21 protein-coding genes and 1 pseudogene are annotated in these 22278 nt (G+C 55.9%); 10 read left to right on the plus strand and 12 right to left on the minus strand.

Going from position 1 to position 22278, the window contains the following annotated elements:
• Window positions 1-203: 203 nt before the first annotated feature.
• From AC09SL_RS18940 to AC09SL_RS18960, 5 genes and pseudogenes are all read right to left on the minus strand, one after another.
• Window positions 204-1010 (minus strand): annotated as a pseudogene (locus AC09SL_RS18940) (UvrD-helicase domain-containing protein); the annotation flags it as partial.
• Window positions 997-2781 (minus strand): ATP-dependent nuclease, encoded by a 1785-nt coding sequence (locus tag AC09SL_RS18945; protein WP_058546898.1) that lies wholly within the window; start codon window positions 2779-2781, stop codon window positions 997-999. The pseudogene AC09SL_RS18940 and the gene AC09SL_RS18945, both read right to left, overlap by 14 nt.
• Before the next feature lie 905 nt (window positions 2782-3686).
• Window positions 3687-4442: an IS21-like element ISPsy14 family helper ATPase IstB gene (gene istB, locus AC09SL_RS18950; protein ID WP_058546897.1), complete on the minus strand. Its 756-nt coding sequence runs from the start codon at window positions 4440-4442 to the stop codon at window positions 3687-3689.
• A gap of 20 nt (window positions 4443-4462) precedes the next feature.
• Window positions 4463-5977 carry an IS21 family transposase gene (istA, locus tag AC09SL_RS18955; protein ID WP_058546896.1) on the minus strand — a complete coding sequence of 505 codons (1515 nt, stop codon included), beginning with the start codon at window positions 5975-5977 and terminating at the stop codon, window positions 4463-4465.
• 364 nt (window positions 5978-6341) lie between these two features.
• Complete coding sequence (locus AC09SL_RS18960; RefSeq protein ID WP_064107080.1) at window positions 6342-6701, minus strand: DUF6124 family protein; 360 nt, start codon at window positions 6699-6701, stop codon at window positions 6342-6344.
• Window positions 6702-7193: 492 nt separating this feature from the next.
• On the opposite strand from AC09SL_RS18960, the gene AC09SL_RS18965 reads away from it, so the two are divergent.
• The 8 genes from AC09SL_RS18965 (at window position 7194) to AC09SL_RS19000 (ending at window position 10783) form a co-directional block, all read left to right on the plus strand.
• Window positions 7194-8417, plus strand: coding sequence for a colicin E3/pyocin S6 family cytotoxin (locus AC09SL_RS18965; protein WP_058546895.1), 1224 nt, complete (start codon window positions 7194-7196; stop codon window positions 8415-8417).
• A gap of 7 nt (window positions 8418-8424) precedes the next feature.
• Window positions 8425-8679, plus strand: a complete 255-nt coding sequence (locus AC09SL_RS18970; RefSeq protein ID WP_058546894.1) for a colicin E3-like toxin immunity protein — start codon at window positions 8425-8427, stop codon at window positions 8677-8679.
• A 126-nt stretch (window positions 8680-8805) separates the two neighbouring features.
• Complete coding sequence (locus AC09SL_RS18975; RefSeq protein ID WP_058546893.1) at window positions 8806-9030, plus strand: hypothetical protein; 225 nt, start codon at window positions 8806-8808, stop codon at window positions 9028-9030.
• A gap of 30 nt (window positions 9031-9060) precedes the next feature.
• Window positions 9061-9309 carry a pyocin S6 family toxin immunity protein gene (locus AC09SL_RS18980; protein WP_058546892.1) on the plus strand — a complete coding sequence of 83 codons (249 nt, stop codon included), beginning with the start codon at window positions 9061-9063 and terminating at the stop codon, window positions 9307-9309.
• Window positions 9310-9338: 29 nt separating this feature from the next.
• Entirely contained in the window at window positions 9339-9593 is a 255-nt protein-coding gene (locus tag AC09SL_RS18985; protein ID WP_058546891.1) for a colicin E3-like toxin immunity protein, read from the plus strand.
• A gap of 90 nt (window positions 9594-9683) precedes the next feature.
• Window positions 9684-9914, plus strand: coding sequence for a DUF7683 domain-containing protein (locus AC09SL_RS18990; protein WP_058546890.1), 231 nt, complete (start codon window positions 9684-9686; stop codon window positions 9912-9914).
• Window positions 9915-9985: 71 nt separating this feature from the next.
• The gene (locus tag AC09SL_RS18995) at window positions 9986-10519 is read left to right on the plus strand and encodes a pyocin S6 family toxin immunity protein (protein WP_331250291.1); all 534 of its coding nucleotides are present in this window, start codon (window positions 9986-9988) and stop codon (window positions 10517-10519) included.
• 9 nt (window positions 10520-10528) lie between these two features.
• A complete protein-coding gene (locus AC09SL_RS19000) occupies window positions 10529-10783 on the plus strand; it encodes a colicin E3-like toxin immunity protein (RefSeq protein WP_081264518.1) in 255 nt (84 codons plus the stop codon).
• Window positions 10784-10970: 187 nt separating this feature from the next.
• Here AC09SL_RS19000 and AC09SL_RS19005 read toward each other — a convergent pair whose 3' ends face one another.
• The 4 genes from AC09SL_RS19005 to AC09SL_RS19020 all read right to left on the minus strand — a co-directional run bounded on the left by AC09SL_RS19005 (window position 10971) and on the right by AC09SL_RS19020 (window position 13311).
• On the minus strand, window positions 10971-11201 hold the full coding sequence (locus tag AC09SL_RS19005) for a DUF6429 family protein (protein WP_058546889.1): 231 nt from the start codon (window positions 11199-11201) through the stop codon (window positions 10971-10973).
• 209 nt (window positions 11202-11410) lie between these two features.
• A complete protein-coding gene (locus AC09SL_RS19010) occupies window positions 11411-11770 on the minus strand; it encodes a DUF6124 family protein (RefSeq protein WP_058546888.1) in 360 nt (119 codons plus the stop codon).
• A gap of 381 nt (window positions 11771-12151) precedes the next feature.
• Window positions 12152-12757 carry a hypothetical protein gene (locus AC09SL_RS19015; protein WP_058546887.1) on the minus strand — a complete coding sequence of 202 codons (606 nt, stop codon included), beginning with the start codon at window positions 12755-12757 and terminating at the stop codon, window positions 12152-12154.
• Window positions 12758-12825: 68 nt separating this feature from the next.
• Window positions 12826-13311: a DUF3592 domain-containing protein gene (locus tag AC09SL_RS19020; RefSeq protein ID WP_058546886.1), complete on the minus strand. Its 486-nt coding sequence runs from the start codon at window positions 13309-13311 to the stop codon at window positions 12826-12828.
• Between the two features lie 356 nt (window positions 13312-13667).
• On the opposite strand from AC09SL_RS19020, the gene AC09SL_RS19025 reads away from it, so the two are divergent.
• Both AC09SL_RS19025 and AC09SL_RS19030 read left to right on the plus strand, forming a co-directional pair.
• Window positions 13668-15311, plus strand: a complete 1644-nt coding sequence (locus AC09SL_RS19025) for an alkaline phosphatase D family protein (RefSeq protein ID WP_058546885.1) — start codon at window positions 13668-13670, stop codon at window positions 15309-15311.
• Between the two features lie 201 nt (window positions 15312-15512).
• Window positions 15513-16598, plus strand: coding sequence for a sensor domain-containing diguanylate cyclase (locus AC09SL_RS19030; protein ID WP_058546884.1), 1086 nt, complete (start codon window positions 15513-15515; stop codon window positions 16596-16598).
• Here the strand turns inward: AC09SL_RS19030 and AC09SL_RS19035 are convergent.
• Genes AC09SL_RS19035 through AC09SL_RS19045 form a run of 3 tightly spaced genes read right to left on the minus strand, consistent with a single transcriptional unit; the run spans window position 16582 to window position 22119 of the window.
• Window positions 16582-18930, minus strand: coding sequence for a TonB-dependent receptor (locus tag AC09SL_RS19035; RefSeq protein WP_058546883.1), 2349 nt, complete (start codon window positions 18928-18930; stop codon window positions 16582-16584). The two genes, AC09SL_RS19030 and AC09SL_RS19035, sit on opposite strands and share 17 nt — an antisense overlap.
• 1 nt (window position 18931) lies before the next feature.
• Window positions 18932-21319 (minus strand): hybrid sensor histidine kinase/response regulator, encoded by a 2388-nt coding sequence (locus AC09SL_RS19040; RefSeq protein ID WP_058546882.1) that lies wholly within the window; start codon window positions 21317-21319, stop codon window positions 18932-18934.
• Window positions 21319-22119, minus strand: coding sequence for a response regulator transcription factor (locus AC09SL_RS19045; RefSeq protein ID WP_058546908.1), 801 nt, complete (start codon window positions 22117-22119; stop codon window positions 21319-21321). Before AC09SL_RS19045 ends, AC09SL_RS19040 begins: the two co-directional genes overlap by 1 nt.
• Between the last annotated feature and the right edge of the window lie 159 nt (window positions 22120-22278).

The raw sequence follows: 22278 nt of genomic DNA on the forward strand, positions 1-22278 counted from the left end.
TTTTCAACTGCATACCGAGCTTGATCCGCAATTCCAAGAGGCCTATGGATAATTTCTACCTGCGCAACTCGCGACACATCAGATGACCGATATCCACGCGCCTCCCCTAACGCTCGCTCCGCAGCGTCAATGATCCCGTTCGCGCACCTATAATTCAGGCTCAATCGAACGCATTGAACGTCTGGCCGGGCAGCCAACTCCAGTAAAAGACTGCTATCTGCCCCATTGAACCCATATACCGATTGATCCGCATCTCCAACTGCAAATAAACGGACACCACCGTTAAAAGCTAACCTCTGAACAATTTTATGCAGACCGACTCCGAGGTCCTGATATTCGTCGATTGCAAGCACAGGAAACTTCGCTCGTATAAGTGGCAACACCCAACTGTGTTGAATCACAAGACGCTGACCGTAAAGGACTAAATCTTCAAAATCGACTAGCCCCCTTCTGTGTAACTCTCCTTCATACGCCTCTGCGATTTGGGCAAGTTCTGGCTCGGATTGCCATTCTGGACTCTGACGGTCGAAGTATGCCCGTCGGTGATTATCAACATCATGCTGTCGATATGAGTTCCGAGCACCAAATAATTGAACTGAAACAGCTTCGAATACAGCCCGATTTTGCTCGGTCGTTGACACCTCTATTGGGTGCGGTAGTCCCAAATTCGCTAGCCGTGAATATGGCACCAATAGGTGCCTGAGACAGAAACCATGTACAGTTCCAATAAATAATCTGGACGACTCTTTGATACCGAGTGCATCAAGACGCCTGATTAATTCCCTCGAACATTCCTGACTGAACGTGATGCAAGCCACTCCTCTTGGAGCACTGATATCTTCAGCTAATATACGTGCAAGTTTTAAAGCTAATGTTTTTGTTTTCCCACTACCTGGACCTGCTAGAACAATGCAATGTCCTGTGGACTCATAGGCTTCCCACTGCCCTCGGTTATCGCGCAACTCACGGGACATGCCTAAGTAACGCGAACTAGAATTATGCGAGTTCATCACGGATTCGCTCAATAGCGCGCCGAATGTATGTCGGGCAGTACGCTGCCGTCACGTATGAAGCAAGAGCTTGGGCGAAACGCCCTTTGCCAACCCGCTCAATCAGGCCCAAAAGATTATTGGCGTCTAGAGTGGCTGGATTAGCAATCCAACCATCAATACGAGCAATGGTAGCAGGCCGAAGGTCTCGCTCAGACAAAAGTACCTCTTTCATACAGGGTCCTAGGCCAGCATGAAAGAGCTCCACCTCTAGGGTGTACTGATTGACAAAGCATCCGCTTGTTTCGGCCCGCTCAAAGACCGCAGCATGTGACATAGATGAAAAATCTGAATCATCTGTGACAGAGAGAATCGACTCAACCCTTGTACGAGCTAGCGGCCGGTACCCCGGCACGGGATCGAGATCCGTGATGATGACGTATGGTATCGAGAGGCTGTTCGCTGCTACCAACTTTATATATGGAGTGAAATTGGTACCGGACACAGAGCAAACTGAAACACCCAGCATATCAAGCTCAATGCCCAAGGCCGACGCAAAGGCTGGCAGGAGAAACCGCTCTGCATCACCTTCTACAAAAATGATTCCTTGAGCAAAGAATAGCTCGCCTCGTGTAACGTCGATGTATCTTTGTAAGTCCTCTTCATCAGTCGCGCTGAGTGAGGCTCTCGCCGTCGACTTTCCGACAGTGGCTTGCTGATTATGATCATGCCTCAGCAGGATGATCGATTTTATAGGTGCAACGCTAGCGATGTGGGGTGAGTGCGTTGTCAGAATTGTCGTGAGATCAGTTGGGTTTTGATCTACCACAATTTCATTCGCGAGAAAGTAGCGGTAAACCAACCGCTGCACATGTGGATGGAGATGAGCTTCAGGCTCTTCAATTGCAAAGAAGGTATGGCTTCGCTCACCTTCAGCTACGAGACGATCTAACTCCAAGCTTTTTAGCGCGAGGAAAATCAGATTTGCGGTTCCAAGGCTGGCATCTCCAATACCTCGAACACCTTGGTCGATGAGAATACGCAGTCCACGAAGTAACGTATCGACACCTGTCGGGGCTAAGCCAAGCTTGATAGGCACCGTATGGCTTGATCCTACAATCTGAGTAAGCCTACCTCCGATACGTTCAGCAGCCCTAACTACCTCATCTCGATCAGCTAGCTCAATCTGAGCCTCAGCAATCAACTCCTGAATTTCCTCTCTTGCATCATCATCCAGTTCTGATGTGAGTTCCTCGATCATTGGTCTTAAGGGCGAGCGGCGCCAAGTGGATAGGTCCTTCTCAGCATCTCGAAGCGCACCTTGAACGTCTAAGGGAATTTGGCGGCGCTGTGTCGAGGTAAACGTATTGTCCTCATCAGTTCCGCCGAAGATGACGAACTCATAATCAGCCAGAGATCTAGGTGGTGCGTCTTCCAAGCTAGTTTTTGGTTGGAACCGATAAGTGAGGCGGGCTCTCAATGGAGGCCCAGGGGCAACAATGCAGTCCGCTAATGTCGCCACTAAATTGGGATTTTGGTCGAAGTCAGTCAACCAGACCGAGACCTGGACCGTTGAGCCAAGTTTTTCGTCACCTAACCCATCCCAGAAATGCTCAAGTCCCAATTGTCTATCGCGGTCGGACAGGCTGGGATCTAGAACCAACTGTAAAGCTCGAATCAGGTTGCTCTTACCGACCTTATTCTCACCAACCACAACAATGCTCTTGTCCGTACGGATATCAAGAAGCTTAAAAGTTGCGAAATTTTTAATTTTTATTCTACAAATTCGCATCACTGCTCCTTGCTTAAGAAAATCAGCATCCTCGGAATGCTATCACTGCCAACGCAGTCTTTAGCGTAAGCACCACTCCACACTAAAGCCTAAAATCCCGAATGTGTTACACGCGTCGTCCATTTTAGATCCGGTGTAACGCTCGCAGTTAAAGTGTGTAACACCAATAAAGTCTATATATTTCAATGCATTACTTTACACTGTTACACGTGCTACACCCGTTACACCCGTTACACCCGTTACACCCGTTATACCGATTCTGGGCGAATATTCCATTACAATCCCCCAATGCCCCGGATATCCCTTACCTCCAGCGCAAAAGCGACTCTTTCTCATCGCCTTCTGTATGGCCTGGCAGATTTCGCTAGCTCCACCTTCCCGGATCAGAAATCCGCGCCATAGGAAACCTCTCAGGAAAAAATTGGGTAACCGGATAACTGAGGTTAACAAATCCCCTACAGGGGACCCTGGAGTATCGTTTGTGACACGGGTGTCGGAAACCCGCGCGTTCGTGTTAGCGGCTGGTTTTTTGAGGTTGGTTGACAGGTTGACGAAGTTGACACGGTTGACGAACCCCATGTGTGCGTTATCAGAAACACAAAGGGGCATCTTTACCAACACGGTAACGATGCCCCTTTTTTCGTCAGGTTCCTTTCAATTTCAACGTTGAAATTTCAGTAAGGTGGGATGCCTGTCGCTAACAAAATCCCGCGGGTTTCCGACCCCGTATACCTTTAAAGTCTCCAGGGGCCCCGGCGCCGTGCAGGCGGCCAGTTGCGTTCTGTCTCGCCCAAGCTAACCTGCGCATTCCACGCCATCCGGCCACCCAGCCCACCAACATCCGGCCACCTATTCCACGCTCATCCGGCCGGGCAGTCGGAGCGCAGCGACGCAGGTTTGCATTGTTAGTCTGAAGTCTCTGTCGCCGTCAATTTCGTTGCGCGTCTGCGCATCGATTCGCCCTTCAGTTCGATCCGATAAGCGTTGTGCACCAGCCGGTCGAGGATCGCATCGCCCAAGGTCGGATCGCCGATCAGTGCGTGCCATTTGTCCACCGGCATCTGGCTAGTCACCAGCGTCGAGCGGTTGCCGTAGCGGTCGTCCAGCAGTTCAAGCATGTCGCGCCGCTGAGCAGCGGTAAACGGCGCCAAGCCCCAGTCATCCAGGATCAGCAGGTCGGTCTTGGCGTAGCCGGCCATTAGCTTGGCGAAGCGGCCGTCGCCGTGTGCCAGGCCCAGTTCTTCCATCAAGCGCGGCAGGCGCAGATAGCGCACGCTGTAACCGTCGCGGCAAGCTTTATGAGCCAGCGCGCAAGCGAGCCAGGTTTTGCCTACGCCCGTCGGCCCGCCGATGATCAGGTTCAGGCCATCGCGCAGCCACTGGCCGCTACCCAGTTGCAGGATCAGCGCCTTGTCCAGGCCACGAGGGCTGCGGTAATCGATGTCTTCCAGGCAGGCGTTATGGCGCAGTCGTGCGGCTTTGAGGCGAGTCGTCAGGCGGGCGTCTTCGCGCTCGGTCAGCTCGCGGTCGACCATCAGGCCGAGGCGTTCGTCGAAGCTGAGATCGTTGATGTCGGGCGTTGCGTGTTGCTCGCTGAGCGCTTTGATCATGCCGTGCAGGCGCAAGGTTTGCAGCTTGTCCAAGGTCGGGTTCGGTAGCATTTTTATCCTCCTTTTTCAGGTCAGTGGTAGTAGCCGGGGCCGCGCAGGTTGATGTGCTCGTCGGGCAGCAGCGGCAGGTTTTGCTGAGCCAGCGGCAGGCGTTCCAGCCCTTGGCGCAGGATTGATTCGAGGCTTTTATAGCTACATGCGCCCAGTGCCAGCGCACGCTGGCAAGCGGCTTCCAGCCGCGCTTCGCCGTGCTGTTTGCTCAGGCGTAGGATCCCCAGGCAGGCGCGGAAGCCGTGTTGCGGATGGATTCGGCGTTCGAGGATGTCGGCGATAACGCCAGCCGTGTTCGGCCCGGTTTGCTCTGCCCAGCGGATCAGCCGTTGCGGCGTCCACTCGGCGTGTTCGCGGTGACTTTTGGGCATGTGCTCGGTGTGGGTGGTGTGGCGGCCTTTGTGCGGCGAGCGCAGATGGCTGGCCACGCGCTGGTTGGCGTGGAAGCACTCGACGGTCTGTGCAGTCAGTCGCACTTCGAGTTGGTGCTTCACCAACTGGTACGGCACCGAGTAGAAGTGACCGTCGACCTCGACGTGGTAGTCGATGTGGACTCGCACCTTTTTCCATTCGGTATAGACGTAGGGATGTTCCGGCAGTGCTTGCAGTACCGGCTGGTCAAGGGTTTCGAAGGCCGAACGGCGTGAGCCGGGCAGTTTCTTGAAGGGCTTTTGGTTGAGGCGATCCAGCAGCAGTCCGATGGCCGTGTTGAGTTCACCCAGCGAAAAGAACTGCCGATTGCGCAGCACCGCCAGGATCCAGCGCTCGACCACTTGAACACCGACTTCGACCTTGGCTTTGTCCTTGGGTTTTCGTGAGCGAGCAGGCAATACGGCGACGCCGTAGTGCTCGGCCAGATCGCGGTAGCTGGGGTTGATATCGGGCTCGTAACGGTGCGCCTTGGTCACGCCACTGCGCAGATTGTCGGGCACTAGGATCTGTGCGGTGCCGCCGAAAAAAGCAAAACAGCGGGCGTGCGAGCCCAGCCAGTCGGGCAGTTTCTGCGACCAGGTCGCCTCGGCGAAGGTGTAGCTGGAGGCGCCGAGGACGGCGACGAAAATCTGGGCCTGGCGGATCTCTCCGGTTCGCCGGTCGATGATCGGCACGGTCTGACCCGCGTAATCGACGAACAGCTTTTCGCCGGCGCGATGTTCCTGGCGCATGACCACGTCGACCTTGGCGGCCCAGAGCCGGTAGTGCTCGCAGAACCAGCTGTATTGAAAGCCTTGCGGATGAGCGAGTCGGTACTCTTGCCAGAGCAGAGCCAGAGTCACGCCGGGGCGGCGCAGCTCGGCATGCGCCCAAGCCCAATCAGGCATCGGCCTTTGATCGCTGGGAACTGTTGGTGCTGGCGGAAACAGGCATCGCTCCAGCTCGGCGTCCGACAATGATGTCGGCCAAGTCAGCCCGGAAGCGTTGAAACGGTGCAGGTAACTGCCGGCACTGCCGCTGCTGATGCGCAGGCTGGCGGCGATCTTGCGCACGGACAGGCCGGCGTCGAACTTTAAGCGTAGTACCTCTCGGATTTTACGCATGGATATACGCTCCACGACGACCTCTTCGCTTCGATAAAAGAGGCCGATGGTAGTGAATAGTCCTGCGTTGCCGCCTGCCTGAGCGCGGGGCGGATCAGTGAGAAATCACTGTCCAAGTGCTCGTGGAATCAGTGTCCAAGTGGCCGTGGAATGAGTGTCCAAGTCAGCGTGGAATCGCTGTCCAAGTGTTCGTGGAATGGGTGTCCAAATGCGCGTGGAATCCGCAGAAAAGCTCACATGCGTAAAGAATGCGGACGTTTGGGGGCTTAGGGTTTGCTATAGCGCTAAGCCTTCGGGTGAACAAAAAAAGGCCTTGCTGGGCAAGACCTTTTTTCCAATCCAGGCTGCGCGTAGCGCTGCTGCCCTACCTCACCTCAACAATATCCAAAGCCCGATTCGCCAACAGCTCACTCACCTCGATCACCTGCAAAATCCCCATCGCAACACGCCGCCTCGACCCATCCAGATCAAACGCCAAATCACTGATCATGGCATTCGCCGAAGCCAGGTTCTCACTCAGATTCGCAAGCAAACACTCGGAATCCACACCCGGATCAATCCGAAAAATGGAGTCGGTCTTGTCAGACGCTTCATTCTTAGGCTTGGGTTTCAGGTAGTAATCCAACGCGCGGGTGGCCGCGTCGTCGAGCTTTTTGTTACGGGCAGACTGGGCACGAGACGTGGGCTCATCTGTAACAGGAGGATTCGGTGTAATTTTGACCATAGCCTTAGCTCTCTTTGGTTGAGGCTACTTCCCGTTCGCGACTAAACGATTGGGAGGCAGCTGTACGCAGGTTAGTCGACCGACGAGCTAAGGAATCGGCGCGCCCAAGGGCGCCCTGCGCACAGCCACCATCGAGTGCAGGGATGGGGATACCTGACTGACGGACGCTTGAGCGACTTAGCAACGACGGGCGACTAAACCCGATCACTGATGAGCAGTGACAGGTCCCAAACTACCGACGCAATCCAAGGCGAACAAGCCGGCGGATTCTGGCGTAGTTGTAGGCAAAGGCGCAAGGTGACGTCGGCTGGCGAGTTGCGATTGCCCAATGACTGACAGCCCCATCTGACACTTCAAATTGTTCCGGCCCCTCATAGCCAGCCCTACCTGTTTTGAGGAAACCGGAACAACCATTTCAAGAAACCTCCTACATCGCGCCCCTCTCTTCCCGCGTTAGCGTCTGCGCTGCATTTAGCGGACGAGATTCACTACGTGGCGACACGCAAAAAAGACATCCCCCAGGTCCGAAACCCACCCAGCGGCGATGGGCATCACGTCACTTATCGGGACATGACCGCTAGCGAACTGGCCGAGCGCGACGCCCGGCAGCAGGCTTACGAAGCCATGCTTGCCCGGCAGGCAGCCTATGAGCAAGAACGCTGGGCCACGGTGGATAAGAAGCCTGTATTCACCGTGACTGGAAGCGTGTTTGCCAAGAGCTGCAAGCTCCCCAACGGCATCATCGATTACAGCAACCCCAACGGCTACGTCCCGGCGGATCTGGTCAAGCAGTACGGCGATCTCATGTGGCTCGGCGGCAGGAGCGCCGACCCATCCGGCACGATCCCCCTCAAGCGGATCGGCGCTGGCGCGGTTCCCGTTACCTTGGGCAGGCTCGCGCTGGGCGGTTCGGCAACTTCCTCGGCTGCAGCTGCCGGCGGCACCGTCGGCGCAGCCCTGCTGACAGGCATCGTCGCCCTGCTCTGGCCATCCAATCTGGGCGATAGCGCGCTTTATAGCGAAGACCAGCTACGCGATCTCAAGCAGGCCCGCAGCCGCATGCGCTTGAGCGTCGAGCAGCAGGCCGATGGCAGTCTCAAGGGGTATGGCTTCTATACCGGTCAGCATCCCGATTGGGAAATGGTTGATGTTGTTCAGTTCACGCCGCGAGCCGATCAGTTCATCGCCGACCTGGGTGACGGTATCGAGCTGATCTGGACGCCGGCTATCAATCCGGCTGACACCCTCGGCATTCCCGCCCTGGAAGCTGCGCCCCAGGCACCGCCTATTTGGATCTATCCGCCGACGCCGATGGCCGACAGCATCATCGTCGACCCGATCTATCCGCCGGAGTACAAGGATTTCATTCTGGTGTTTCCGGCGGACTCGGGGGTTCGGCCGGTTTATGTTGTGGTCTCTGTCAGGCGAAGCGGTAACCCCGATCATGACTACTATCCAGCACCAAAAACCGGAGAAATTACCGGCTTTTTAAATCTAAGATCGGCAAAAAAGCAAACGCCAAAACAAGGAGGAGCGGGACTTAGAGAACGTTGGGTTGACCCTAAAGGAAGGACTATTTACGAGTGGGACTCCCAACATGGCGAGCTAGAGGCATATCGCGCAAGCGATGGAAGTCATTTAGGCGCGTTCGATCACGAGACGGGCGTCCAAGTAGGCAAGGCAAAAAAAAACCGCAACATAAAAAAATATTTGTGAGGACACGATGGGCTTAAAACTAAGATTGGATTGGTACGATAAAAAAACCAAGTTGGGTGAAGGCGAAGAATATTCGAACGACTTGGGGGATGATTTGTCAGTAATCACGGCATTGGATCTGGAAAGCGAACCCGAAATATATGACGGCGGCTTTGATGTACGTGCCGAATGGATACCTATCATCCAGCCCTTCTTTACGCATTCAATCGCCCCAGAAAAATTCGATTATCAAATTGCACTTCGATACCGAGTTAATTGGTAAAAAAAACAACTAGCCACCTCCCATCAAAACATTTGTACGTAGCGGCGACGTAAAGCGTTGAAGATGGGAGGGTCCTAAAGATAAGTTTATGATTGGACTCACAGCGCAGCGCGACAAGATAGAATCATGAAACACAAAATAATTGGCGTAATTGACGGTGACGATTTTGCCTCGTTCGAAAAAGAGCTCTGTATTGACACTCAAGCTCTAGCAAAAATAATGAACTGGACCAAAGAGGAAAGCTATTTTCACGATTATGAGTTGAGCACGTCTCAAATTGCAGCATTGGAAAAAGCGTGTTCAATAGAGCTACCCCGAAACCTATTGCTTTTTTTAACCAGCAGCAACTAACCTCCAGAAAGATATTAAAAGAGGAACATCATGCCTTGTTTCTCAATAACAGGCTTCTACCCAGACGACAAAAATGACGACTCATTACAGTTCGAGACTTATATCGAGAACGCCGAACAAAATGAGGCACTGGCGCAAATAACTGAAACCAAACCCTTCAACGAAATTGAACCAGGAGAACTGGAGATAACAGACGAACAACTTAGAGAAATAGAAAAGGTGCTAGGTATAAAATTCCCTGCGGGACTGGAGTATTACATCGGAACTTGCGCCGACTAGCCCCCAACAGAAACCGGGAGAAAGTCCGAATGGGACTAAAATTAAGACTTGATTGGTACGACAAAAAAACCGAATTGGGTGAAGGCAAAGAATATTCGAATGACATGGGAGATGATGTATCGGCAATCTCGGCGATGAATCTGGAAAGCGAACCAGAAATATATGACGGAGGCTTTGATGTACGCGCCGAATGGATACCGATCCTCCAGTCCTTCTTTGACCACCCAATCGAACCAGAAATATTCGACTATCAAATTGCATTTCGGTACAGAACCAATTGGTAAAAACTAGTGACACACACAAGGCCAATATCTCGAAAAACCCGATAACTGGCAGGCAAACTAGACCCAACCTCCGACAAGGAAAGCAGAGAAGTGAAGCCCATCGTTGAAATTTTTGACATGACTACTGAAGAGTTGATAAAGACCGTAGAAGTCCCAATCGCCTATATGGACCAGTTGGCCGCACTTATGGGCTGGACAAAGCCTGAAGTTTTTTGTTTTGTCTATGATCTATCACCACAACAGATAAAGACAGTCGAAGAGTGGACTCACGCAACAATTCATGGCGATAACCGCCTCGTTCAAATCGTTTGCCTTGAATAAAGCCGAGGAAAATCCGCTACTGTTATGGGTGCCCAAACCAAACCAGCGCCTCCAACGAGGTGGATAGAACCATGAAGCATAAAATAATGGGCGTAATAGACGGTGACGACTTTGCCTCATACGAAAACACGCTCTGCATTAACACTCGGACTCTAGCAAAGGTAATGAATTGGACCAAAGAAGAAAGCTATTCTTATGATTACGCATTGAACACATCTCAAATTGCAGCGCTGGAAAAAGCATGTTCAATAGAGCTACCACGAAACCTGTTGCTTTTTTTAAGCAGCAGCAATCAACTCATTAAAGCCATCAAAACGAGGAATACCATGCGTTACTTTTCAATAACAGGCTTCTATCCAGACGACAAGAAAGACGACTCACTGCAATTTGAGACTTGCATAAAAAACGCCGAGCAAAACGAAGCGCTAGCCCGGATAACTGAAGCCAAACCATTCAATGCTGTTGAACCAGGAGAGCTGGAGATCACGGAAGAGCAACTCAAAAAAATAGAAAAAATTCTCGATATGAAATTCCCTGCCGGACTGGAATATTTCATCGGAACTCGCGCCGATGCTCCCTCAACCAAAACCAGATCAAAAAGCTGAGCGAGCCAAATGGGACTAAAACTAAGACTTGAATGGTATAACAAGCAAACCGACTCCTACGAGGGTGAGGAGTATTCCGAAAACTTGGGTGATGACGGCTCTGTCATTGAAGCCCTAGGGATTCCAATCGAAAACAACATAAATAACGGAGGTTTTAATGTCCCACAAGAATGGATAACAATTCTCCAACCTTATTTTCAGCATTCAATTGATTGGCCCACCTACGTCTATCAGGTCTCCTTCGATTATCGAGACAGATGGTAGCCACGGACGGTCGCCAGTAAATTCGCCTCGATCCGTTATTGGCAATTACGCCACTGGATAACAACGCTAGGTTTGGCCGCGTTGTGCTGGGCGACGAATGATCACCGAACATGGCATTAGCGGCATGCCAAGCTTTCGCTATGGGTTGCTATGGCTTCCAGCGAGCGATCACGAAGCGACGCGCCCCTCAACTCTTCTTCCCGAACAACCGCTCGGCAATCTGTCGACCTCGCTCCAACCCTTCTTCCGTCAACCAGATCGACTTGTTCTTGTTCACCGGATCGCTGATAAGGCCTTGTTCATGCAATCGGTTCATGACTTCGAAGTCGAAACCTTTCCAGGCATTGCCGCTGTCGGAGCTGAAGGCTGCCAGCAAGGCAAGCACAGCTTCTTCTATCAATCTGTCGTCGTATTCCACGGTCGCTGCTCCGCTCGTGTTAGCACGAAGTGCCGATTTTACGCGTTAGCATTCCTTAAACGTTAGACAGTCATCACCTCACCGGCTTGCCCCAGCGCCAACCGATTCCACACACGCTGCGGGTCAGCGGTGTGTTTACCGCCCAAGACAAGACGGCAGGAAAGGTCCAGCCGAGCAAGACCTTTCCCGTACTGAGGCGAAGCCGTCGACTACCTCACCTCAACAATATCCAAAGCCCGATTCGCCAACAGCTCACTCACCTCAATCACCTGCAAAATCCCCATCGCAACCCGCCGCCGCGACCCATCAAGATCAAACGCCAAATCACTGATCATCGCGTTCGCCGAAGCCAGATTCTCACTGAGATTCGCAAGCAAACACTCAGAATCCACACTCGCATCAATCCGAAAAATGGAGTCCGACTTGTCAGACGTTTCGCTCTTAGGCTTGGGTTTCAGATAGTAATCCAACGCTCGCGTGGCAGCGTCATCGACTTTCTTGTTGCGGGCAGACTGAGCACGGGAGAGGTGTTCGTTCGTATCGGGGGGATTCGGCGTATCTTTTGCCATCGTCTTGCTTCCTGTAGTTGAAGCCATCACCCTCTCGCTGCTAAACGATGGGAGGCAGCTGTACGCAGGTTAGCAGACCGGGGAAACAAGAAGCCGGCGCGTCCGGGGACGCCCTGCGCACAGCCACCATCAAGTGCAGGATGGGAGTCCTGACTGGATGACGCCTTGCACAACCTGTTTCACCACGAGCTGCTAAACCCGATCACTGATGAGCAGTGACAGGTCCCAAACTACCGACGCAACCCCAGGCGAACAAGCCGGCGGATTCTGGCGTAGTTGTAGGCAAAGGCGCAAGGCGACGTAGCTTACGAGCGGAGGTCGCTCGTTGCCTGACAGACCCGGCTTACGTTACCCATTTCAGCCGGATACCCGGGCTTCAAATCAAGGCTTACCAGACGGCCCTGCTACCTGACGATCCGCAGTCACGATAAAGGGCCTGCCCTCAAGATCCATTTGCTCCAGGACCATCCTGTTCTTATCCACCTCCTTGATGCGCGCGTGCCCCGATCCCCCTTCGGGGTAGATATCACTGAGGTTGGGCATGCTGGGGCCGATAAATTGCGCCACTGTCAAAGGCGAAATATCTTTGCCGTCAACCGAGTAGGTCTTGGGTAACGTCTTCATCTGCTGCAGCGTGAACGACAGGTTTTCGCTGTCTGCGCTCCAGGTGCCGGCGCCATTGGCGCTGTATTCGAGCCTGAACGGCTTCGAAGGCTCTGTCCCAACCAGCGCGACGACGCCGCTGACGTTGTAATGATTGTTGGCGAAGTATTCGATGGTGCCCTTGAACTCGAACTTCATGCCGTCGCCGTTGGGATAGCTGAACGCTTCGGTCCAACGACCAATGAAGTGGCTTTTGTAGTAGTCGGCCCTCATTTCGGCCAACCAGGATGAAATGCTGGGGAACCCGGCCAACAAGCCAACAATCGCCACGATCGCGGCCCAGCTTTTTAACGAGTACTGCTTGAGTGTCGAGGCAGCGGTCATCCATAACTCCTTATCCATGAGGAGGCGCGCAGCACTCCGGTTTGCCTGAGCGATTGTTGCCAGACCGCTCAATAGAAGCGGTCTTCTTCTTTCATGCGGTAAATGCGACCGAACGTCATGAAGGAAATCCCGAGGAACACCAATGTCAGCAATACCCCGCCAGCCATGACGAAGAAGCTGGCGCGATAAGAGTGTAGCTCGGTGGCGATGCTGCTGATTTGGGGAAACCAACGTGAATACAGCAGGGGAACGTCACCCCCTACCTCGTACTGATCATGTTCGTTATAGCGTTGGTCCACGTATTCGTCTTCATGGACTTGCTGATCACCGTCGGTATATCGGTAACGAATGATGATGCCGTTTTCATTCATCGGGATGCTTTCCAGTTGCGTCACGGTACCGTTTACCTCGACAGCGCTCCACCGAATGGCCCCATAAATGAACCCTGAGTGTTTTGCCAGGGAGGCTAGAAATAACAGTACACAGCAAGCAACGGTAAGCAGGACGATTCGGTTATACAGGTGGTCTTTTTCAGCTTCGCGTGGGTAAAACATGCTCCGGTCCTTCGAATGGGATTGCTGCGCAACCTATCGGCGAGCGACCGGGCAACTTGAGTTTTTATTGAGGCCACGGCCCGTTCGTTGCTGTCGGCCTGTCGATAAGCAGGGTTCAACGGATTGTTATCCTGCCAGGTGTTTCATTTACTTAACAGCCCACCGTCAACACTTTCAATTATCGCCAAAAACAGGCGAGTCGATTCGACAAGCGAAGCGGTACGGCTATATTCACAATGCCTCCATCCTGATTGGATTTGAATCCTTCGCTGTAGATCCTGCCGGAGGGACGTAAGCATCCGAACCGGACTCATCTCCTGTTCTGAGATCACTATGCTCGGACAAAGGAATTCCCCATGGCCTTGGTCGACCCTAGAAATAATGAGTACGACGTTTCCAAACTACAAAGTGCAAGTATTATCGGACACGTCACCACCCAGTCTGCACGCATTTGGATTCGCGTCTATACACCAGGAAACTGGAGCCTGGTTTGGTCAAAGAAAGCAATCGAAGGAGATTTGGTAAAGCTGGATGGCAAACCGCTGGCCGAGTTTTTGAAACCGTATAACTGTGCTCATGACTCATATGCATTCAGCTGGGAAGATGATCTGACCCATACCTTCGACCTTCAGGGCCTGGATCAAGACACGACTTATTTCTACTATTTAATGACCGACGAGACAGACGGTACGGACACATTCCGCAGGACCGAAATCGGTTGTCATAAGTCAATCGCCTTCCGGACCATGACAGACGAGATGCTTGATTTCAGCTTTGGATTCTATAGTTGCCATGATCCGTTCAACGCAAATGGAAGTTATGGCGCCTGGCCTCTCTTTCTGGAAAAAATGGATGTTTCAAACGCCAGATTCGCTATAGGGGGTGGCGATCAGGTGTATGTTGATTGCCAGGAAAGCAAGCACTTTCCTGACATCTGGGAGTGGTTGAAAGACAACAAGGACGACTTGATCGCAGAGTGTTCCACAAAAGGCAAGCTTGACCTTAAAAAGCTCGACGCGTACCTGCTCAATCTGTATCGCTGGTACTATCGAGTGTATTGGAAATTTCCACACCTCCAGGAAGCGTTCTCCAAATACCCGCAATACATGATGTGGGATGATCATGAAATCATGGATGGCTGGGGTTCTCGTACCGACGAAGAGCGAATCGCAATAATTTCCAGGTATTTCGAACGCGATGACAAAGTAATAGATAGAAAATTGGTTAATTCAATGTGGACGGCTGCGCGGACGGCATACTTTGAATATGCGCACAGCCACAATCCAGAGACTGGCGTTTCCAAAGGCTCCTTGAAAAAACCAGAGACCTGTATCTGGGATTACGGTTTTGAAAAAGGAGGCATTCCATTTTATATGCTTGACATGCGTGGACATCACGACGTCGAAACCCCGGAAAAGAAGAACTTTCTTCTCGGCACAAAACAAATCGAACGATTCCAAGGATGGTTGAAAAGTAGCGTGAACTCATCCTCACCCTTGTTATTTGTGGTTAGCCCGGTGCCCTTCGTTCATTGGAAATCGGTGCTATTGACCGCTGGATCCTGGCTTGACTCCGCCAAAGATGATTGCATGGATGAGTGGGACCATAGCAGTAACCATGCAGAGCGAAACATCCTGCTCGATTCCATCTTTCCAGCGCTGGACAAAGGCGGCAAGACACTCGTGTTCATCAGTGGCGACGTTCACTGTGCCGCAGCGTTTCGACTGAGTCATGATAAATATCGTAAAGCCAGTATTTATCAGGTGACCTCCAGCGCTATTTCCCGAATGCCCGCCGGGCAGTTCGCCGGAACCGGGATCGCAAATTCTGGAAAGATCAACGGTCATGATTCCATCTATTTCGAGCACCTTTTCAGTCACTCGGAAGATAAGAACTTTGCAATATTCCACGTAGCGGGTGGAGCCTCGGCATCTGTCGATCTCTGTTGGCCTGGTGGCTCACAAGGCGAAGCCGTGGTGAAAACCCTACGACTTCGCTGACTCCCGCTTGACGCAAGGCCTTGATAAAACCTGCGCACTGTAAGTCGCTATGGTGCGCAGTAACGTCCCGAAAATCTTTCCAATCCATCCCTTCCCGCAAAGCCCCCATCCGCTCCAGCAAACGCCCCCACCCACCCCCGCCTCGATAATGCCTTCTCCACTCACCCCCTACCGCTGCAACCGAGCACCGTGTACCCGCCCATGAACCTACGCACCTTCATCCGGAGCTATTGCCTCAATTCCAGGCTCGCTACGAACGCCCTGACCCGCCTGCACAAGGCGCTGTCATCCCTGGCCGCCTACCTGGCCCAGCAAGGCTTCGATTCCAACATATGGCCGGCCACCCGTGACGAAGCTGCACCGGACCGTCGCCTCAACACCCTGTGCCCAGAGCTAGCCGCCACTGTGTTCAGCCACGCCCGCGAAGGCATCATCCTGGTCGACCCATTCGGTCGGGTCATCGCCGTGAACGAGGCCTTCACGCGGCTCACCGGTTATGGGCAAGAAGAGATCAAGGGGCGCGAGCTGAACTCCCATCGCATGGTCCGCCGCCTCACCGCTTTTTACGCGCCGATGAAAAACGCGCTGGATTTCCACGGCCATTGGTCCGGTGAAATCCAAAGCAACCACAAGGATGGCCGGGAGATGACGTCGCGGATCAGCATTAGCGCCGTGCATGACCAGCACGGCAATGTTCAGCACTACGTGGCGCTGTTCAGCGACATGACGCAGATGAAGCAGCGTCTGCAGTTGCTGGAGCGCGATGCCCGGTATGACGCGCTCACGCAGTTGCCCAATCGGTTGTTGTTGGCTGAGCGGATGCGTCAGGCGTTGGGCAAGGCGCGTATTTATCAGCAGAAGGTGGCGATTGCGTTTATTGACCTGGATGGGTTCAAGGCGCTGAACGACAGTTATGGGCATGACTGGGGGGACCGGGTGTTGCAGATCGTCGCGGCGCGCATTAATGCGACGTTGCGTGAGGGGGATACCTTGGCGCGGTTGGGGGGTGATGAGTTTGTTGCGGGGTTGGTGGGGTTGCAGGCGGTGGAGGACTGCGAGCCGTTGCTCAAGCGGATGCTGGCGGCGGCGAATGCGCCGATTTTGATTGGCGCGCAGACGGTGGAGATCGCGGCGAGTATCGGGGTGGCGTTTTACCCTGAGCATGGGCATGAGATCGATGGGCTGATCAGTAAGGCGGATCAGGCCATGTACCTGTCGAAGAAGGCCGGTGGTAATCGTCTGGCGTTTTGTCCGACGCGGTTTATTTCGGTCAATAGCGAAGCCTGACGGTGGTGCCGAGGGTGCGTTCGCTGCCGGTCATGACGCCGTAGTCGCCGGCGCCGAGCAGTGAATAGACGGCGGTGATGTAATTGCGGTCGAAGAGGTTGCGCACCCAACCTTCGACTTCCCAGGCGCGGTCCTGGCTGCGCAGGCCCAGGCGCAGGTTGGTGAGGCCGTAGCTGGGTTGATAGCTGCCTTCGCCGCCTTCGAGGGTGCCGGAGTAGCCGGTGCGAAAGCTGTAGTCGATGCCGCTGTAGGCTTCCAAGCCGTAGGGCAGCGGATGGGTGTGGTCGAGGCCGCTGCTGAGGGTCCATTCCGGCGCGTTGTAGAGGCGCTCGCCGCTGAGGTCGCAGGTCCATTGGCCCGAGGCCGGCGGGCACGGGGCGTTGGGGAAGCTGCGGTAGCGCGCATCGCTCCAGGCCAAGCCCAGGCGGCCGGTGAGTCGTGGGGTGAGTTGCCAGGCTGAGTCGAGTTCGATGCCGCGCAGGCGGACTTTGCCGACGTTGATCAGGTTGTCCCGCAGCGGTGGTGCGAACACCGACGTTGGCGGGCTGTAGGTGAGCGCTTGGTAGTTGTCGACGTCGGTTTGGTAGACGGCGAGGTCGAGCAAGGCGCGCTCGTCCCAGAAGCGCGTCTTCACGCCCAGCTCCAGGGATGTGGCCCGCTCCGGCTCGAAGGTCGGCGCGGTGAACGGGCCGACCACGTCGAAGTTGATGCCACCGGCCTTGTAGCCCCGCGACCAGCTGACGTAGCCCATCACCGCCTCGCTGAAACGGTAGCTGGCGCTGAGGAGGCTGGAGACGTTGTCTTCTTCAATCGAATCTTCGCGGTAATAAGTACCGCCAAGGGCGATGTCGCGCAGCAATTGCCCACCGGCCCGGAACACCGGGGGCAAACCGGTCAGCGGGGCGAGGTTGCTGACGTTGCGGGAGATCCAGCCGTCCTTGCGCTCCTGGCTGTAGCGCAGGCCGCCGGTGAGTTCCAGCGGGTCAATCGGGCGCCAGGAGAGCTGGCCGAAAATCGCTCGGCTGTCGCCCTTCTGCTCGCCGTCATACCGTTGCCGGGCGCCGTCCAGCAGCATGGCCGGCACCTGGCTCGGGTCGGTGATGTTGATGCCCAGTTTCTTCAGTGGTTCCAGTTGATCGCCGACGAACCAGGGCGCGGCGTCCTTGCCGAACTCGACGTCGATCTGACGGTCGAGCTGCTGGCGCAGGTAGTAGAGACCGGCGACATAGTCGACAGACGAACCGGCCGTGCCGGACAGGCGCCATTCCTGGCTGAACTGCCGGTGGCCCAGTTCGGTTTCGGACTGGGCCACCGACAGCGCGGTGCTGTCGCCATCGCGGGTGGCGCGGTAGTCCCAGTCGCGGTAGGCAGTGATGCTGGTCAAGCGCATCGCCTCGTCGAGGTCCCAGTTCAATTCCAGTGAGACGCCGTTCTGCAGGGTTTGCGGATGGCCCGGCGCGTCGATGCGGGACTCGCGTTTGTAGGGGTCGGGTTCGGTCAGCGGATAGCCGAGGAATGTGGCGCGCTTGCGGGTCTGGGTGCTGTAGTGATTGACCAGCAGGACGTTGCCGGCTTCGTTTTGCTCGGCGTAGTCGGCGATCAGGCGAGCGCTGAAGTCAGCGTTCGGCGTCCACAGCAATTGGCCGCGCAGGCCTTGGCTGTCGGCGTCGCCGAGGCGGCTGCCGTCTTGCAGGTTTTCCACGGCGCCATCGGTGGCGCTGTCGTAGACGTTGAGTCGCCCGGCGAGCACGTCGTCCTGCAGCGGCCCGGAAATCGTCCCGCGAAACTCACGCAAGCCGCGCTCGCCGTAGCTGGCTTCGAGGTTGGCTTCGGGCTGGAACGTCGGTTGTTTGGTGATGATGTTCAGCGCGCCGGCAGTGGTGTTTTTGCCAAACAAGGTGCCTTGCGGCCCGCGCAGCACTTCAATGCGCTCGATGTCCATCAACTCGGTGAAGGCCATGCCCTGGCGCGCCTGGTAAACGCCATCGACGTAGGTGCCGACGCTGCCTTCCAGGCCATCGTTGTAGGCAGTCGCGCCGAAGCCGCGCAGGCCGAAGCCGGCGTAACGGGCGTCGTGGCCGGACACTATCAGGCCGGGCACGCGTTGTTGAATGTCTTGCAGCCGATGCAGGCCGGCTTCGTTCAGTTGCTCGCCGTAGAGGACGTTGATCGGGATCGGCACGTTTTGCGGGTCTTCCTCGCGGCGGCGAGCGGTGACGGTGGTTTCGTCGAGCGTGAGGGCTCCGGGCGTCGCCTGTTCGGCCTGGACCGACGCCCAGGGCAACGTCGAAAGGCTGGCGAGCAAGAGCAGCCTGTAACCCAAACCCGGCACGCTAGGACTCCCGAGCCATTTCGCGACGCACCGTGTCCGGGCAGGCCAGTGCCTGGACGCACGCCAGCAATTCGCGGCTGTCGGCGGGCTTGAGCAATACCGCGTCGAAGGCCAGGTCCTGTGGATAGTTCTCCGGCCTGCGTGGCGGCACTGCGGAATAAAGCACCACGGGTATATCGCGCGCACCGTCGCGCACGTGACGCAGCAGTTCCCAGCCGTCCATGCCGGGCATCATCTGGTCGCTGATCAGCAGGTCGACCGATTGTTCAGCCAGGCAGGCCAAGCCGTCTTCGCCGGTCGCCGCCATGCTTACGTCAAAACCGTAGCCGGCCAGCAAGTCGTAGAGCCATTCGCTGTTCTGTTCGATGTCGTCCACTAGCAGAACATGCTTGCCCTGGCCGTCGAACGGCGTGGCGTTGTTGTCGACGATACCGTTTTCCAAGTCGTGTTCTTGGGCGCAGTTCAGTTGCAGGCGAAAACTGAAGTGGCTGCCCTGCCCCGTGGCTTGGGGTTCGAGGCGGCTGTCCATGCGCTCCAGCAGTTGCGTGACGATGGACAGGCCTAGCCCGCTGCCTTCGTAGCGCTGGGCATTGCGGCCGCGGCGGAACGGTTGCAGCAGGTGTTCGAACTCTTGCGGGTCGATGCCGATGCCGGTGTCGATCACGCTGAAGCGCAGTTCCACGGTTTCCGGCGTTGGTGCAGCACCACCGCTCACTTCGAAACGGATCTGGCCGTTGCGGGTGAATTTTGCCGCGTTCGCCAGCAGGTTCATGAGGATCTGCCGGAGGCGTTTGAAATCGGCCTCCACCAGTGGCGGCAAGTCATCCGCCAAAACGGCCTCGAAAGTGTTGCCTTGGCGCGCAGCTAAAAAGCCTGCCTCGTCTGCAATCTCTTTGAGGAAGCCATACAGATAGCCCGGCGCGAGGGTCAATTGCATCTGCTCCAGCTCGCCACGGGAAAATTCGAGCATCTCGTCGATCAGCTCCAGTTGCTGGCGGGCGTTGCGTTCGATTGTCGCCTGATAGTCGCGGTTGGGCCCGGCGTGCAGCAGGCGCGCGTAGTCGATGATGCGCACCAGCGGCGAGCGCAGGTCGTGGCTGATCCGCGCCATCAACGCGCTGCGCGCCGCGAGGGATTCGCGCAGTTGCGACGTGCGCAGCGCCACGGTGCTTTCCAGGCGTTCCTGTTCGGCTTGGCGTTGTTGGTCGAGGGTGGACAGGGCGTGCTTTTCCCGGTTGCGGCTGCGGGCGACTTCCATGATCAACGTACACACCAGCAACGCCACGCCGGGCAAGGTGGACGATAAGCTGTATTTGCTTTGCGGCGACTGCCAGGGCAGTTGTTCCTGGGGGAAAAACAGCCGCATCAGCAATTGCCCAAGCAAGAGCCCCGGCACCAGCCAGGCCATCCAGCTGTAGCTCAGGCGTCTGCGCCAGGCCATGAACAGGGTGGCGAGCAGCACGCCGTAAAAACTCATCAGGGATATTTGGACGATCTGCGCGCCCTGGACGGGATCGACTTTTAGCCACCAGAGTCGGCCGAAGATGCAGCCCAACAGCGGCAGCCAATAGCTCCAGCCGATGATTCTGGGCAGGCGGGCGACCTGCAACAGCACGCGCATGTAGGCCAGGAACAGTACGAACGAGAACGCGCTGGCGCAGGTCAGCAACTCGCGTGTCCAGCCCAGTGCGCTGGGCCAGTAGATCAGGTAGCCGTTGAGGATGCAGGTCAGCAGGATGTAGCTCAATACCGCGCCCGCGTTCACGCTCAGCAGTTGGGAGCGCAGGATCCAGCCGACGATGAAGCCGAACGGGACGACCAGCAGGACAATGCCAAGGGTGAGTCCGTCGCTCAGGTAGGTCTGTTGCTGACTGCGCAGCAGCGCCGGTTCGGACCACAGTTCCGGCTCCAGCAACATCTGGAAGTTGCTCGCCACGCGGATGAACAGCGTGGCGCTCTCCCCTGCCGCCAGCGAGACCGGGAAGGCCGGCTGACGTGTCGCCGGCTGGGGCCATTCGGCCACGGGATAGGCGCCACCGGCATGGGCGTCATGCCCCGGTTGATAGACGCGGATGTCTTCCAGGCGCGGCGCGCCGACCACCAGCAGGCGCGAACACGCCACAGCGCTTGAGTTGCTGAGCTGCACTTTCAACCAGAAGGCGGAGCGGCTGTAGGCTTGGGTCGGCCAGCTTGGGGTTGCCGCGGCGAAACGCGTTTCGGGCAGTTGCGCGACGTCTTCCAGGCTCAGGCTGGCCTGGGTGTCTTCAAAAATCGTTATCGCGGGCATCAGGTCCAGATGATCAGCCCGGCAGATATCCACAGGCGCGGCGCGCAGCAAGCCTGTGGATAACAACGCTATCGTCAGTAACAACAACTGTAGAAGCCGCATCAGGCGCGTCCGGCCGACTCTGTATCAGCGATGCCCAAGGCTTGCTGGCGAAACTGACTGGGCGTCATGCCGATTCGCTGGCGGAAGGCCGTGGTGAAGTTGCAGGCGTTGCGAAAGCCCACCAGTTCGGCGACGTCCTGCACGCTCATGGCGCTTTCGCCGAGCAAGTCCTGGCCACGTCGCAGTCGTGCGTCGCGAATGTAGGCGAACACGGTCAGCCCCAGGTGCTCGCGAAAGATCCGCGAGAGGCGCTTTTCGTGAGTGCCGACCTTTTGCGCCAGCTGGACCAGGGAAGGCATGTCATCGAGGTGCTCTTCGATCAAGCGCATCGCGGCGCGCAGGACGATTTCATCGCCTTGCGGCTCCGGATCGACCGGGTTGTGTTGATGGGTGGGCGGCGCGCGCCAGGTCAATTGCAGGTGGATCTTGATGCGCGCCAGCACCTCTTCGGGCGCGCAGGACTTGGGGATGTAATCGACCGCGCCGACAGTCAGCCCTTCCAGACGCTCGATGGAGCTGTTGGCCGAAGACAAAAACAGGATCGGCGTCTGACGGGTCGACGGCGCCTCGCGCAACAGCCGGCACAGGCTGAAACCGTTCATGTGCGGCATGTGCACGTCCAGCACGATCAGGTCCGGACGCAAGGCCAGTGCCCGCTGATAGCCCTGGTGGGCATCGCTGGCCAGGGAAATGCGCCACGGTTGGGCCTTGAGCAGGATGAGCGTTGCGCGGATATCCTCCGGGACGTCGTCGATCAGCAGAATATGCGGCTCGGACGACACCGCCGCACCTCCCGCCATCGCCGTCCGCTTTTCGAATCGTCCGTCGTCCATTCGCTACGTTCTCTTATCGTGCGCTGGCCAATTAATTGCCGCAGAGCAACGGCATTGCAAAGCCAATCGATGGATCGGTAAAAATCGTTATACCGATAGCGGCAGGTCCGGCGAAGACTTGAAGAT

The organism is Pseudomonas sp. PF05 (assembly GCF_056521845.1).

What these genes read in the sequence shown, in the direction of transcription:
- AC09SL_RS18975 (WP_058546893.1), top strand. Translation starts at nt 8,806, where the DNA reads ATGAAACACAAAATAATTGGCGTAATTGACGGTGACGATTTTGCCTCG.
- AC09SL_RS19000 (WP_081264518.1), top strand. Translation starts at nt 10,529, where the DNA reads ATGGGACTAAAACTAAGACTTGAATGGTATAACAAGCAAACCGACTCC.
- istB (WP_058546897.1), bottom strand. Translation starts at nt 4,442, where the DNA reads ATGCTACCGAACCCGACCTTGGACAAGCTGCAAACCTTGCGCCTGCAC.
- AC09SL_RS18945 (WP_058546898.1), bottom strand. Translation starts at nt 2,781, where the DNA reads ATGCGAATTTGTAGAATAAAAATTAAAAATTTCGCAACTTTTAAGCTT.
- AC09SL_RS18985 (WP_058546891.1), top strand. Translation starts at nt 9,339, where the DNA reads ATGGGACTAAAATTAAGACTTGATTGGTACGACAAAAAAACCGAATTG.
- AC09SL_RS19045 (WP_058546908.1), bottom strand. Translation starts at nt 22,119, where the DNA reads ATGGCGGGAGGTGCGGCGGTGTCGTCCGAGCCGCATATTCTGCTGATC.
- AC09SL_RS19020 (WP_058546886.1), bottom strand. Translation starts at nt 13,311, where the DNA reads ATGTTTTACCCACGCGAAGCTGAAAAAGACCACCTGTATAACCGAATC.
- AC09SL_RS19015 (WP_058546887.1), bottom strand. Translation starts at nt 12,757, where the DNA reads ATGACCGCTGCCTCGACACTCAAGCAGTACTCGTTAAAAAGCTGGGCC.
- AC09SL_RS19025 (WP_058546885.1), top strand. Translation starts at nt 13,668, where the DNA reads ATGGCCTTGGTCGACCCTAGAAATAATGAGTACGACGTTTCCAAACTA.
- AC09SL_RS19040 (WP_058546882.1), bottom strand. Translation starts at nt 21,319, where the DNA reads ATGCGGCTTCTACAGTTGTTGTTACTGACGATAGCGTTGTTATCCACA.
- AC09SL_RS18995 (WP_331250291.1), top strand. Translation starts at nt 9,986, where the DNA reads ATGAAGCATAAAATAATGGGCGTAATAGACGGTGACGACTTTGCCTCA.
- AC09SL_RS18970 (WP_058546894.1), top strand. Translation starts at nt 8,425, where the DNA reads ATGGGCTTAAAACTAAGATTGGATTGGTACGATAAAAAAACCAAGTTG.
- AC09SL_RS18980 (WP_058546892.1), top strand. Translation starts at nt 9,061, where the DNA reads ATGCCTTGTTTCTCAATAACAGGCTTCTACCCAGACGACAAAAATGAC.
- AC09SL_RS18960 (WP_064107080.1), bottom strand. Translation starts at nt 6,701, where the DNA reads ATGGTCAAAATTACACCGAATCCTCCTGTTACAGATGAGCCCACGTCT.
- istA (WP_058546896.1), bottom strand. Translation starts at nt 5,977, where the DNA reads ATGCGTAAAATCCGAGAGGTACTACGCTTAAAGTTCGACGCCGGCCTG.
- AC09SL_RS19010 (WP_058546888.1), bottom strand. Translation starts at nt 11,770, where the DNA reads ATGGCAAAAGATACGCCGAATCCCCCCGATACGAACGAACACCTCTCC.
- AC09SL_RS19030 (WP_058546884.1), top strand. Translation starts at nt 15,513, where the DNA reads ATGAACCTACGCACCTTCATCCGGAGCTATTGCCTCAATTCCAGGCTC.